The organism is Nocardia transvalensis (assembly GCF_015477765.1).
In the GTDB taxonomy this organism is placed as follows: domain Bacteria; phylum Actinomycetota; class Actinomycetes; order Mycobacteriales; family Mycobacteriaceae; genus Nocardia; species Nocardia transvalensis_A.
The window spans coordinates 260,284-273,214 of record NZ_JADLQQ010000003.1; the positions used below are offsets into that span (position 1 = coordinate 260,284).

Below are 12,931 nucleotides of genomic sequence, written 5' to 3' on the forward strand. Positions count from 1 at the left end.
AGTTCAACGCCAGCAACGTGACAGTTGGCATGATCACATCTGCTAGACACAGCGAACCGACAATCAGGAGGAATCATGCTTCTGCCCGTGGTTGGTAGTGTTCTGGGTCTCGGTGTGGCGTTGTTGGTGTCCTTTGTCGGTGTCCTGCTGGGCACCGTCGTTTCGATCCTCTGACGCCAGCACATATATTCGGGTCGGACGCCTGCAGGAGGGGCGTCCGGCCCGAGTGTGTGGAACAGCCATAAGCCCGCTTCAATCCGCAGGACAGTCGCAAACCGCCGGGTACTCGCCAACCATCTGGATCGGGTTGGCATGTCTTCGACCGGCGGTCTTCTTCACGTAATTCGGTTTCAGTGCTGGCTGAACACCTACACGAATCAACAATCAGGAGGAAATATGCTGCTGCCCCTCGTAGGTAGCGTTCTCGGGCTCGGCGTAGCGTTGCTCGTCAGCTTCGTCGGCGTTCTGCTGGGTGCCATCGTCGCAATCCTCTGACGAGACGGATTACGGGTCGGACGCCTGCAAGTCGGGCGTCCGACCCAAATACGTGAACCAGCATCGCAACAGTTTCGTAGTGCTGCACGGATTCCGGTATCACCGGTTCCATTCGAACAGATTCCCGAACCCACAATCAGGAGGAAACATGCTTCTGCCCGTCGTCGGTAGCGTTCTCGGCGTGGCCGTGACCCTGCTCGTCACCTTCCTCGGCATCATGCTGGGCGCCATCGTCGCGGTAATCTAGCGCGCTACCTGTCGGGGTAGACCCCGGGCCGGACGCCTGCAGGAGGGGCGTCCGGCCCGAGTGTTTCCGCCGAATCACTTGTCCGAGAATGCATGAAGGCCGGGGTGGCAACCATCTGCCACACCCGGCCCTCGTTCAGGCCGACCGTCGAGGTAGGACGTTACAAACCCAGGCCCCGGGCGAGGACAGGCCAAGAATGCTTGAGGTTGTCTTCCCAGTAACCCCAGGAGTGGGTGCCGGCGGTGAAGTTGAATGTCGCCGGGATGCCGAGCTCCGCGAGCTTGTCACGCATGTTCTGCGAGCAGTAGTGGGTGGCAGCCTCGATCGCACCGCCGACGATGATCTGCCGTTCCAGGCCACCGCGCGGCCCGGGAATGATGTACGGGTCGTTCATCACGTCGTGCTTCCCGGGCATACCGTTGCCCGAGGAGATGTACAGCTCGACGCCACGCAGCTTCTCGGCCTGCACGTAGGGATCGTTCGCCTCCCATTCGGGCGATCCGACCGGACCCCACATGTTTTCGACGCTTCCTTTCCCCCACTGGTTGACGACAGCACGCACGAACTGTGATCCGATCGGATCGCTGGTCTGCGCGCAGCCGCTGTAGGCGGCCGCCGCCTTGTACAGCCCGGGCTTGGCGATCGGCAGCGCCAGCACGGACGTCGCGGAGGTGGACAGTCCCGCGATGGCATTGACCCCGTTGGCACCGAGCGCCGCATCGATCAGAGGCGGAAGCTCCTCGGTGAGATAGGTTTTCCACTTGTTGCGACCGAGAACAGGATCGTCCTTGATCCAGTCGGTGTAGTAGCTGAGCTTGCCGCCGATCGGCATGATCACGTTGACGTTCTTGTCCGACAAGAACTCCAGAGCGTGGGTTTGTTCCTTCCACGATGCGGCATCCATTCCACCACCGGCACCGTTCAACAGATACAGGCTCGGCCGCGGCTGCGATCTATCTGCGGGAAGCTGGATCTCGACCGGAAAGGTCTCGTCCATCGCTGCGGAGTACACCTGAAGCCGGACGTTCCGCGCGTCGATGTGCTCGACACCGGTGATACGCGAGCCGTCGGCGGCCACGGCGTCGCTGCCTATCCGGCCGATCGGAGCGGCGGAAGCCGTCGACGCACCTACCGCCGCCAACAGTGCGACGACAATCCCCGCCACCGCGGCGCTCGCCACGAAACGTCCACAGCGAGATTCCTGAACTTCCACACTCACCGTCCTTTTCATAGAGTTACACGCCCATTCCGCGAGCCAGGACCGGCCAGGACCGTTTGAGTTCCTCCTGCCAGTAACCCCACGAATGGGTGCCTGCGGTGAAGTTGAACGTCGCCGGGATCCCCAGCGACGCGAACCTGTTCTGCAGGTTGTGCGTGCAGTAGTTGGTGGCGGCCTCGATGGCCCCGCCGATGAGGAGCTGATTCGCCAATCCGTCCGGACCCGGCAGGGCACGCGGACCGTTGAGGACGTCGTACTTTCCGGGCAGGCCGTTGCCCGACGAGATGTACAGCTCTACGCCACGCAGCTTCTCGGCCTGCATATAGGGGTCGTTCGCGGCCCAGTCGGGTGATCCGACGGGCCCCCACATGTTGTCGACGTTGCCGCCGCCGATCCCGTTGATGAGCGCCTTGATGAACGACGAACCGAGACGGTCACTGGTCTGCGCGCAGCCGCTGTAGGCGGCCGCCGCCTTGTACAGCCCGGGCTTGGCGATCGGCAGCGCCAGCACGGACGTTCCGGAGGTCGAAATGCCGGCAATGGCATTGACCCCGTTGGCACCGAGCGCCGCATCGATCAGAGGCGGAAGCTCCTCGGTGAGATAGGTTTTCCACTTGTTGCGACCGAGAACAGGATCGTCCTTCTTCCAGTCGGTGTAGTAACTGAACTTGCCGCCGATCGGCAGGACCAGATTGATGTTTTTGTCCGACATGAACTGACGGACGTCGGTCTGGTCCTGCCAGGAGGCCGCATTCGTGCCGCCGTCGACCCCGCTCAACAAGTACAGGGTCGGCGCGGGCCGGGAGGTGTCCGCGGGCCGCTGCACCTCGACCGGAAACGTGTTGTCCATGGACGCCGAGTACACCTGCAGCCGAATGTTGCGATCGTCCATCCGCTCGACCGCGGTAATTCGCGATCCGTCCGGGGACGTGATATTGGCGGCCAACCGTTCCGGCCGCGCGACCGGCTCCGCCGAAGCGGCCGACACACCGACTGCCGTCAGAACACCGGCAACCATCCCGGCCACCGCGACATTCGCCACGGAACGCACACAGCGAGACGCAAGTGTTTCTGCGCTTACGGTCCAATTCATGGCCCCAAGCTTCCAGCACAAGATTTCCCCACCCCGGCAACGACACACCCCACATCGAACCAATTACCCCCAAGTCCGTTGCGCATCCACCATTTTCACCCCACCAAGACGGATCCACGGCATTTGCCCAGTTTCAGACCAACCCATGCCTAATATGCCCGATTCCCAATCCCCAAGCACAAACATCGGTTCGATGACCCCGCCGCCCGGCCTGGCGGCCGGTCGGCGGGGATTCTGGAGGACACGCCCATCGAACAAGAAGCAAGTCCATCCAAATCCACCTACACCCGAGAATTCTCCAAAGGCAAGCACCCCCACACCCAAGGAGTCTTCCTAGAGGTTCAATCCGCCCACCCCCGAGGAGTCTCCGTATACAACCAAAACCACCCACACCCCGGGGTTGCTCAACCCAAAAGGGGGGTCCGGGGGGCGAAGCCCCTCCGGGCCGGGGTGTGGGGCTGCGCCCCCACAAAACACGCGAAACAAGCAACGGTGCGCGCTCTCCGCGCACAGGAGTGGGCAAGCTTGTGGAGCCTAGGGGAATCGAACCCCAATCCCCCGCTTGCAAGTTTGCTGGTCGGAGGTCCAGAGCCCTATTTCCCCACGTCAACCGAGCGGCTACATGAATCTCGATGAATCTCGGCGCGGTTGGAAGCCCGAGCATAGCCCGTCAATGTGGACCGCGTCCACATTCTTGATTCTCGACGGGGGATGACAGCGGAGCTCCCCCGATGTGTACGGGGAAAGCCAAGCGGCGCTGACTGTGACGGGTGGGATGGTGGTTTGGTTGTGGAGCCTACGAGAATCGAACTCGTAACCCCTGCCTTGCAAAGGCAGTGCTCTGCCAATTGAGCTAAGGCCCCCGGACGAAAGTCCCCGCAGCTGACCTCACCCGAGGCGCAGCTCGGCTCGCTTCGATGCCTGAGAGTAGCGCGGAACCGTCAGCCCAGTCCACACGGCTGTTGTTGGCCACCGTCGTGGGACCACTACGTTGTCGGTCGTGGGACCACCGACGGCAGTGCGGAAGTGGAACAAGTTATCGTACTTTCGATTGGCGGAGGCTTCGTTCCCGAACGCGCCACCAGCGGCAATATCGGATGTTCGGCCGGGGATCGGGTGTCTGTCGGGCAGTCGCTCAGCGTCCGGCTCGGGGCGGCTAGCTACCGCGTCATGAGCGGATCCGTGCCCGTGTCCGGGGGACAGGCTCGATGGGCGTGCGCGATACTTGGGCGGTGACGGAGAGAGCGGCGTCCGAGGGGTCACCGGCCGGTAACGGTGATGGGGGCAATGGCGATCAGGCTGTGGGTAGCTTCAGGTTCTGGTTCGCTACCAAGGTCTGGGAATGGTCGGAGCAGGTGTACCGGATGTACGGCTACCAGCCCGGTGAGGTCGAACCGACGACCGAATTGATGCTCGAGCACAAGCATCCCGAGGACCGCGATTATGTGGCGCAAATGATCGCACGATCGATCGCACGCGGCGAGCCGTTTTCCAGCCGGCATCGCATCATCGACACGGTCGGTACCGAGCACATGGTGCTGGTGGTTGCCGACCGCATACTCGACGACACCGGCAAACCGGTGGGCACCTGCGGCTACTACATCGACCTGAACACCGCCATGGACGAGGCTAAACGCCTCACCTTGGATGAAACGCTTCCCGACCTGGTCGAAGCCCGCGCAGTGATCGAACAGGCCAAAGGCGTGCTGATGCGGGTATACCGGATCAACGCCGAGCAAGCGTTCAAGATTCTGGTCTGGCGGTCACAAGAAACCAACACTCGGCTGCGGGCCCTCGCCGCCCAGCTGATCCACGACCTGTCCCTCGCACTGCCAGCGGCACCGGAGGTTGTGTCGGACTTCGACCACCTGCTGCTGACCGCGCATGAACGCATACCACCGGAGTGAGCGCCGCAGCACGAAGGGCACTTTCTCACAGCACATTTCGGTCCGGCAACCGCCCGCACGGCGGCATGTCCGCGTTCCGATGGGCATCGCTGTGCGCACGCGCGATCAGCGCCCATTCCGTTGCCGAGTGGCCGATGGTGGGCAGTTTCCGCTTTTGGTTCTCCACCCGCCGCTGGGAGTGGTCGCCCGAGGTGTACAGGATGTGCGGCTGCGAACCCGGCGAGATCGAACCCACTTTTCGCGCTCCCCGAGCGTGAACGGCCCCACAATCGATCCCTCCTTCGGCGCGTTCCGCCCGTCGTCCTTAGATTCGGGAGAGTTGGCGACACGCTGGCTTCAGCCCATTAGCGTCCGTTCGTCGGTGAACTCCGCTGTGTCGCAAGTGTAGTCGGCCCCGCTCACGTCGGCGTTTGCCGCGGACGCAGGCAGGGACAGCGACATCGCCGCCGCGAAGCAGCCAACGGACAGAGCAACAAGCCGCAGCAAACCAGTACTCGCTGGTCGAAGTGCGCAAGCTCGACCTCGGTCCGACCGAGTTCCCGGCCAGCCGACCGTCCGCACCCAGCGCGCGATGCGATACCCTATTCTCATGAGAGAGACTCTCTCGTAGTAAGAGACTCTATCTCCGAGGAGAGTCATGTTTCGGGTTGTCCAGTGGGCCACCGGCGGGGTGGGCAAGGCAGCGGTCGAAGCGGTGCGGGCTCATCCCGAGCTGGATCTGGTCGGTTGTTATGTCCATTCCGAGGCCAAGCGAGGCAAGGATGTCGGTGACATCCTCGGCACGCAGCAGGTGGGGATCATCACCACCGACGACGTCGAGGAGATCCTGGCGTTGGACGCGGACGTGGTGGTGTATGCGCCGCTGATCCCGAATGCAGGTGAGGTGGCGCGCATTCTCCGGTCCGGCAAGAACGTGGTCACCCCGGTCGGCTGGTTCTATCCGAGTGAGCGTGATGCCGAACTGGCGCGGGCGTGCATCGACGGTGGCGTCACCTTGCACGGTGTCGGCATCAATCCCGGCGGGACGACCGATCTGCATCCGCTGGTGCTCTCGGCGATGTCGTCGAAGGTGACGTTCGTGCGGGCCGAGGAGTTCTCCGACATGCGCACCTACGACGCCCCCGACGTGTTGCGGTGGGTGATGGGCTTCGGCGACACCCCCGAGCAGGCGCGCGAATCCCCGATGCTCGGTCTGCTGACCGGCGGGTTCACCCAGTCGGTGCGCATGTGTTTGGACACACTGGGATTCGCCGACGCCCCGATCCAGACCTCGCACGAGATCGCCGTGGCCGCTGCACCGATCGAGTCGCCGATGGGGATCATCGAGCCGGGCCAGGTCGCGGGGCAGCGCTTCGCGTGGGAGGCGATGGTCGGCGATCAGCCGGTCGTCCGGATCGCGGTCAACTGGCTGATGGGAGAGCAGAACCTGGAGCCGGCCTGGGAATTCGGGCCCGAGGGGGAACGCTACGAGATCGAGATCAAGGGAGACCCCGACACTTTCGTGACCATTCGGGGTTGGCAGCCCGCGACCATCGCGGAAGGGCTGAAACGCAATCCCGGCATCGTGGCGACCGCGAACCACTGCGTCAACTCCATCCCGTACGTGTGCGCGGCCGCACCCGGGATCAAATCCAGCCTGGACCTGCCCGTCGTCGCGGGGCGCGCACATCCGGATCTGGGCGGCGCGCGTGGCTGAATCGTTGCGGGACCGGCAGAAGGCACAGATCCGTGGAGACATTCAACGGGCAGCGGTGCGACTGTTCGCCGAGCGCGGTTTCGACGCGGTGACCACCGAGGAGATCGCGGCGGCCGCAGGTATCGGGCACAGCACCTACTTCCGGTATGTGACCAACAAAGAGGACCTGCTGCTGGGCATTCTTCGCCGGGCCGGTGCGGTCATCGTCGACAACCTGCAGGCACGGCCGGGCAGCGAGTCGGCCGAAGAAGCGCTGTGCCAGGCGAGCTTGCGGTGGAGCCGAGCATTTGTCGCCGAGGAGGAGGCATTGGGCAACTGGCGCACCGCGATTCGAGCCGCACCGCAGGTACTCGACCGAGTCGCAGTGGTCGGCCAGTTCGAGCGCGCGCAGCTGACCAAACTCGTCGGCGACCGCATGGGTGCGCAACCCGACGAGGATATCCGGCCCGGCCTGCTCGTCCACACCCTGCTCGCTGCCGCCGAGTTCGCCTTCCTGCGCTGGCTCGAAAACGACGATCCCCGCGACCCCACCCTGCATCAGCTCACCGAACAAGCCCTCGAAGGAACCAGGACCCAATGTTGGAAGTAACCGAACCCGCAGCGGCACACCCTGCGCGCAGCGCCGGAATTCTCCGTGTCTGGATGGTGGTGGCCGCCTTCGTCGTGGTCGGTGCCGCGGTACCGATCGCCCTGCATATCGCACGATACGGCGTCAACGTCGGGCAGCTCACTCTGGTGGCGTTCACCTGGATCAATGTGATGATCGCACTGTGGGAGATCTGCCTGAATCTGCGCATCTCACTGATCGAGCGCCAGCACACGCAGTTCGTCGCGGACTACCGCGGACGCGAACTCGACCGGGTGATCGACTTCTTCACCGCCCCCATCCGACTCCGTGAGATCGTGTTGCCCAGTACCTGGGCGGAGGTCTGGTCGTCGTACTCGCTGTTCGATCCCGCCTATGCCAACCGTCGGTCGTTCGGGTTCTGGGTCGACTCCGGCAACGGGTACGTGACGCTGATCCCGTCGCTGCTGTTCATCTACGGTGTCACCTTCGACATCATGCCGGCGCGCACGTTGGGGATCATGGGCCTGGTCATCTTCTGGATGATGTTCTACGGCACGGTCATCTACTACGTCGCCTACTTCTTCAACAAGGAGCACGTCGGGCACACCAAACGCAACCTCGCGATCTTCATCGGCGGGACGAACAGCCTGTGGATCTTCGCACCGGCATGGGGCATGGCCGCCAGCATTATCCTGATCAACACCGACTCCTTCGGGTTCCTCCGATAAGTTCTGCGCTCGCTCATCGGCATTTGCGGTCGTTCAGCTGTCGTCGCCATGATCGGTCCGCACAGCGGATCTGGAACATGTTCACTCAGTGGATCACCGGCTGTCGGTGGTCCTACGACTGGCAACGCGGTGGTCCCACAACGGTGGCGAACGACAACACGGCGTCCAGTGCGAAACGCCTAGGATGGGATACATGAGGATTCTGGTGACGTTGGGTCTCGTGGCTGCGGTCGTCTTCGCTGTCAGCAAGTTCCGTCAGCGCAACGAGGCGGACCTGTGGCATGAGGTAACCGCCCGCTGAGCGCCTGCTCGCCGGAGTGTTCTCGCGGCGCGAACTCCGTTGCTGACGCCGGTGAACGACTGCTCAGGCTGTGCCGGCGGAATCGGCGAGCTTCCTCCACCTCTTCGCACGGCTCGGTGCGCCCGCCCAGGGCTGCGTTTCTCCAGGCGGGCACACCCGATCTTCGACGTCGTCCATGCATGTCCGGACAAGGAAGGCAGAACGCCGGACCGGGTCACGCTAACACCGCCCACTCAGATTTCCGGGCAGGTTAGCGCGCACCGCGGTCGTGGCGGTGCACGGGATCGGCGGCACACATCAATCGACGATAAGTTGGTCGCCCCGACCCTTCTGGTACCCCGCCGACTCGACGGCCGCTCCGAATATCGGATGGTGCATGACCGTCCTTGGGAGGGTTCGGCCGCGCGCTGTCTCGGATACAGCTGGCACCGGCGGGCGGATGCACAGAGCCGCTTCGACCCGCCGGTGCCGGCACCGCAATTCCCGTATCCGCCACGCATCATTCGCCGGACCTCGGGCCGACGTTTAAGGTCTAACCGTTGGGCTACGCCGTGCTCGCAGGTGTAGGTCTCCGCGGGCTTGGAGGTTGACGGTGAGTGGTGTCGGCCGCAGTGTCATCGCGTCTCGGCTGGTGGCCGAGGACGGGCAGACGGTCGCAATCGAGGTGGACAAGCCCCGGCCCATCGACAGTGACGGCGCCGAATGTGTATTCCGGATCGACGGCCACGAACGCACCGCGCACGGGACAGATGATCTGACCGCGCTGTATGGTGCGCTCGTCCAGATCGGTGAGTTGCTGGCGGAGGCGAACCACGACGCGCACCGCGCCCGGTTTGTCATTCCCGCCGAACTCGGTTTCCCGAACCAGGCTGCCGATCATGCATCCGCTCCCGCCGAGATGAGCGAGGTGGTGGCGACCCGGTCGATCACGAAGGTTGGCCATCGCCACCTGGTCAGGATCGGTCGGCCGTTCCAGGCTGACGGCAATCAGCTGGCGTTGTGTCCGTTTCATGTCGACGACCGGCCGCTTGCGGTGGCGGGAGGCTGGGACGGAATGCAGGCATTGTTGACCGCCGTACGAATGATCGGTGCCTTGTTGCAACTTCCGCCGGACTGGCCGGTGCGCACCGCGCCGTGACGCTGCCGGGCGGAAGCCAGCCACCCGGGATCTGAAGCTGCCGGTGCCGCTGCGCTCGCCTTCCTGACCGTCCCACACAGCGATCAGACGGTCGCAAGAACCGAGCACCGCCTCGTTCGCGGCTTCATAGGCGTCGGCGTTCGCTTCGTCGAAATCCAGTCACAGCACCAGATACAGCGGCGGCCGGAAATTGTCCGGCCGTCGTCGGCCCAGCAGTTCGCGCAACGCCACCGTGGCGGCCGGGTCGATGGCGGATACCAGCTCGGCGGCTCGGCGCACGGTGAGCGCGTCGACGTCGCGGGCGGCAGCCTGGTCGACGTACCGGTCGATGACGTCCAAGGTGTCCAGGGACGGGATCCGCACTTCGGCGTGTTCGCCTGCGGCTCTGCGGCGTTCGACATCCAGTTCGCTGCGGCCGCCGCGGCGGTCTCGCAACAACTGTTCCGCCTGATCAAGGCTGGTCGTGCCGAGGAGGGGCGCTGCCAGCGACGAATCGAGCAGCGTCCGAGCGTCTATCTCGTAGACGATGGTCGCGGCGGCGTTGAGATCCAGGAGCGCGTTCCGCTGCGTCTCTACCGCGCCGCGCCACCCGCCTGCGGCAGCAGCCAACAGCGCGTTGGCTTCCGACGGATGCCAGGACCAGATGTCGTTGAAGGGTTCAACGTCCTTCGGGGTGAGTTCGGCGACCGGCTGCGCTTGGAGTTTGTCGAGCCGGACCCTCAATTCGGGGCTCGATAGCTCCCCGTCCATGCCGATCCCGGCCACCAGCACGCGAGTGGGAATCCCGGATTGCACGGCCGCGGCGAGGGCGAGCGAGTCGGCCAGCGGAGTCCGCAGGCTCGCCTCATGGCCTTCGCCGAGGATGTCGCCGCCGACGTCAACCACGACCACCTCGTCCGCGTCGAACACTGCCGCCGCGCGGCCAATTAGCTCGGCCAACCCGGTGGCGCCTGCGTCCGCCTCCAGCAACAGCAGTGGGTGACTAATACAGCCAGCCAATCGCGGCAGCGTCGATCGGCCTTTCCGCAGCGCGGCCGTCTCCACGATCTCCGCGACACCCCCACGGTCAACCAGCCCATGGAAGTCCTCACGCACGCGAGGACCGGGGGAAGGGTCGATCATGAACCGGTCCCACGAATAGCTCATGATCGCCGTTACCCCCAGTTCCGGCATAACTGAGGCGAGCATGGCGGCGGAAACCGCATCTCCTCCCCCACCAGCGGCAATCGCTATCGCCTTGGTGGGGTGACGACCGATCTCTTCGTACACGAGCGGCACCGTGTCCACCGTGATGTACATATGCCCGGTCACACCGATGCGCACTACTACCGATCCTCCTTTGGCAGCGGTGAATCCGCTCACCTGGACGTATCGAACGCTTCTGCCCGCGCTGTAGGCCCGAAGCTTAATGTGGCGACTATGACAAAGGCGAGAGTTTGGACGGTCACCTCGACGACCCCGACTGAGAAGGACGCGCGAACTATAGCGAGAGCCGTGGTTGGCGAACGTCTCGCGGCTGGAGCCGAGATCACCGGTCCGGCCGTCTCGGTGTTCTGGCACCTCGGGGAACTTGGCGAAGGCAATGAGTGGCGTGTCAGCCTGCGCACGTCCGCCACTACTCGAGATCGTCTTGCTGCTCGCGTGGCTGAGCTTCATCCGTGGGACAGTCCGGAAGTCACGGCTACCCCTGTGGAATGGTGCCTTGAGACCTACGCCGAATGGATAGAGCGCACTACAGCCGAGCGGGAATAGGCGCGCAGGCCGATCCTGTGCGACGCGCAAAGTCGGTCGCACCAACGATGCCCATCGTGGCGCAACGTTGCGCGACTTCTCGTACTCGGGCTAGTGGTCGCGCTGATGCGATTGTGACTGAGAGGTCGAACGCCTTCTTCGCAATTGAGAGGGCCTCTACGTCGTCCCCCGCGTCGAGGTAGGCGTCGGCCAACCAGGTTAGGTAGAGCGCTTTGTCACGAGCCCACTGGTCGGGGTACGTGGCGAGAGCGCTCCTCAATGGCGCGATTGCCTTATCCGGTTGGTGGAGGACTGACCAGACTCGGCCTGTCATGATGTCGAGTTCTGCGTGGTTGACCCATGCGCACCAGGCTGCCTTGGTTCCGTCGTCGTTCTGCAGTGCGTCTCGGGCGGTGTCGAGCGCGCGGGCAGCTCCGTCGCAGTCGCCGGAGATCGCCAGCGACCACGCCCGGCGCGACTCCAGTAGCGCTCGCGCTTTCGGCGGCGCACTGAGACCTATTGCAAGACAGGCCGAGTCAGCTGCTTGCACCGCATCCTCGGTACCGCTGGCGTAGGCGATGTGGATGTATGCGTTTGCTGCAAGTTCTGGGCTATTGGCTTCTTCGGCTGCACGGTGGCTGTATTTGAAGAGATCGATTGCCTTGTCTTTGAACCCAGCGTCGAACGCTGCCCATCCGGACTGCTGCGCTTGTTCGGCAGCTAGCTCTGTGAGGCTTCTCCTTGCGGCGGGAGAGCAGCACGACCGGCTTAGCGTCTGCTCGGTGCGCTCCAACTCCACGTAGTAGGTCCGGAAAGTGTCAGCGCCGCCCAAGTAGCTGTCGATTCCGACGAGTCGCGCAAACTTCTGGCGCATCTCCTCAACGTCAACGGTGCCGACTCGGCGCGGCGTCTCGGCCAGACCGGCTGCGCTGAAACCGGCCAGAGCCAGGAAGGCTCGGCGTTTCGTGGCTTCCTCCCTTTCGGCGTCACGTTGGGTCCGTTTCGGATACAGACCGAGGTCATCCGGTGATCCGACTTCCAACAGTGCCACGAGAGCTTGCCGAGTCGCACCTCGTGGCCAAGAAACCTCGCCGCACTCGATCCGGCTGATCGCCTGTGCGTCGACCGCCGACCGGTGCCCGGTTGTCCGCTCGACATGCTGGCACACCAATTCGGCCAGCTCGGCCTGAGTCCACCCCCGAGCCAACCTCAGCGACTTGAACCGCTCGTTCGTCCCCACGTCTTTCGCCGGTCGGTAGCCGTTGTTTGCCCATAGTTTTGCGCTGTTCCGGGCTGTGTACAACCGGAATTCTGAAATCAAGCCCCGCCGCCGGGTTGACGCCTCAGCCTTCAGCCCCTCGGCACGTCGACCGACCCATACCGACGCCACCCCGGTCGGCGGCGCATCCCTGGCGGTGGGTGCCTCAACCGTTCACCTTGACACGGAGCGCAGGCACATGAAGGCAAACCGATTTCTGGTCGAAGAGCTCTCTGGAAACGCCCGGCGCCAGCTGCGGGACGACACCCGCCATAGCGAGTTCGATCTGGCCCGTACCACGCGGCAGGTCAACAACCCAATCCAGCGTTTGCTCGACGCTCCGACGGACGCCGACGAGGTCTCGGCTGTTGTCGTCGAGATCCTTTGCTGCACAAAGCTATACGAGTGCAGCGCTGATCCGAGTATCAGCGACCCGATACAGGCTCAGCGCCTTCTCGAACGGCACGTGAACCACGGAGCGGGAATGTGCCCGCCCTACCTGGCCGCGACGGCGTATTTCACTGCGGGACAAGGGGAGTACGAATGACTC

General features: G+C 63.8%; 13 protein-coding genes and 1 tRNA gene. 8 read left to right on the forward strand and 6 right to left on the reverse strand.

From position 1 onward, the window contains the following. Positions 1-902: 902 nt before the first annotated feature. The 3 genes from IU452_RS09220 to IU452_RS09230 form a co-directional block, all read right to left on the reverse strand. Positions 903-1,922 (reverse strand): alpha/beta hydrolase, encoded by a 1,020-nt coding sequence (locus IU452_RS09220; RefSeq protein WP_416382303.1) that lies wholly within the window; start codon positions 1,920-1,922, stop codon positions 903-905. 55 nt (positions 1,923-1,977) lie between these two features. Beyond that, positions 1,978-2,979: an alpha/beta hydrolase gene (locus IU452_RS09225; RefSeq protein ID WP_195108976.1), complete on the reverse strand. Its 1,002-nt coding sequence runs from the start codon at positions 2,977-2,979 to the stop codon at positions 1,978-1,980. 865 nt (positions 2,980-3,844) lie between these two features. Next, a tRNA-Ala gene (locus IU452_RS09230) sits at positions 3,845-3,917 on the reverse strand. A 345-nt stretch (positions 3,918-4,262) separates the two neighbouring features. On the opposite strand from IU452_RS09230, the gene IU452_RS09235 reads away from it, so the two are divergent. Then, on the forward strand, positions 4,263-4,961 hold the full coding sequence (locus tag IU452_RS09235) for a PAS and ANTAR domain-containing protein (protein WP_195108534.1): 699 nt from the start codon (positions 4,263-4,265) through the stop codon (positions 4,959-4,961). Positions 4,962-4,986: 25 nt separating this feature from the next. Here IU452_RS09235 and IU452_RS39145 read toward each other — a convergent pair whose 3' ends face one another. Then, positions 4,987-5,196, reverse strand: coding sequence for a hypothetical protein (locus IU452_RS39145; protein ID WP_195108535.1), 210 nt, complete (start codon positions 5,194-5,196; stop codon positions 4,987-4,989). A gap of 402 nt (positions 5,197-5,598) precedes the next feature. Here IU452_RS39145 and IU452_RS09245 point away from each other — a divergent pair, with 402 nt between their 5' ends. The 5 genes from IU452_RS09245 to IU452_RS09260 all read left to right on the forward strand — a co-directional run bounded on the left by IU452_RS09245 (position 5,599) and on the right by IU452_RS09260 (position 9,392). Then, entirely contained in the window at positions 5,599-6,657 is a 1,059-nt protein-coding gene (locus tag IU452_RS09245; protein WP_195108536.1) for a dihydrodipicolinate reductase, read from the forward strand. After that, complete coding sequence (locus tag IU452_RS09250; RefSeq protein ID WP_195108537.1) at positions 6,650-7,246, forward strand: TetR family transcriptional regulator; 597 nt, start codon at positions 6,650-6,652, stop codon at positions 7,244-7,246. Before IU452_RS09245 ends, IU452_RS09250 begins: the two co-directional genes overlap by 8 nt. Beyond that, positions 7,234-7,953, forward strand: a complete 720-nt coding sequence (locus tag IU452_RS09255; protein WP_195108538.1) for a hypothetical protein — start codon at positions 7,234-7,236, stop codon at positions 7,951-7,953. The genes IU452_RS09250 and IU452_RS09255 overlap by 13 nt, the downstream gene beginning before the upstream one ends. 193 nt (positions 7,954-8,146) lie before the next feature. Beyond that, positions 8,147-8,254, forward strand: coding sequence for a DLW-39 family protein (locus tag IU452_RS38035; protein ID WP_228817081.1), 108 nt, complete (start codon positions 8,147-8,149; stop codon positions 8,252-8,254). Between the two features lie 631 nt (positions 8,255-8,885). Further along, positions 8,886-9,392 (forward strand): DUF6968 family protein, encoded by a 507-nt coding sequence (locus tag IU452_RS09260; RefSeq protein ID WP_195108539.1) that lies wholly within the window; start codon positions 8,886-8,888, stop codon positions 9,390-9,392. Positions 9,393-9,551: 159 nt separating this feature from the next. On the opposite strand, the gene IU452_RS09265 is transcribed toward IU452_RS09260, so the two are convergent. Then, on the reverse strand, positions 9,552-10,691 hold the full coding sequence (locus tag IU452_RS09265; RefSeq protein WP_416382304.1) for a DUF1152 domain-containing protein: 1,140 nt from the start codon (positions 10,689-10,691) through the stop codon (positions 9,552-9,554). A 120-nt stretch (positions 10,692-10,811) separates the two neighbouring features. On the opposite strand from IU452_RS09265, the gene cutA reads away from it, so the two are divergent. Further along, positions 10,812-11,144, forward strand: coding sequence for a divalent-cation tolerance protein CutA (gene cutA, locus IU452_RS39460; protein WP_195108541.1), 333 nt, complete (start codon positions 10,812-10,814; stop codon positions 11,142-11,144). On the opposite strand, the gene IU452_RS09275 is transcribed toward cutA, so the two are convergent. After that, the gene (locus tag IU452_RS09275) at positions 11,125-12,363 is read right to left on the reverse strand and encodes a helix-turn-helix domain-containing protein (protein WP_195108542.1); all 1,239 of its coding nucleotides are present in this window, start codon (positions 12,361-12,363) and stop codon (positions 11,125-11,127) included. The two genes, cutA and IU452_RS09275, sit on opposite strands and share 20 nt — an antisense overlap. A 217-nt stretch (positions 12,364-12,580) precedes the next feature. On the opposite strand from IU452_RS09275, the gene IU452_RS09280 reads away from it, so the two are divergent. Further along, positions 12,581-12,928, forward strand: a complete 348-nt coding sequence (locus IU452_RS09280) for a hypothetical protein (RefSeq protein ID WP_195108543.1) — start codon at positions 12,581-12,583, stop codon at positions 12,926-12,928. The last annotated feature ends 3 nt before the right edge of the window (positions 12,929-12,931 follow it).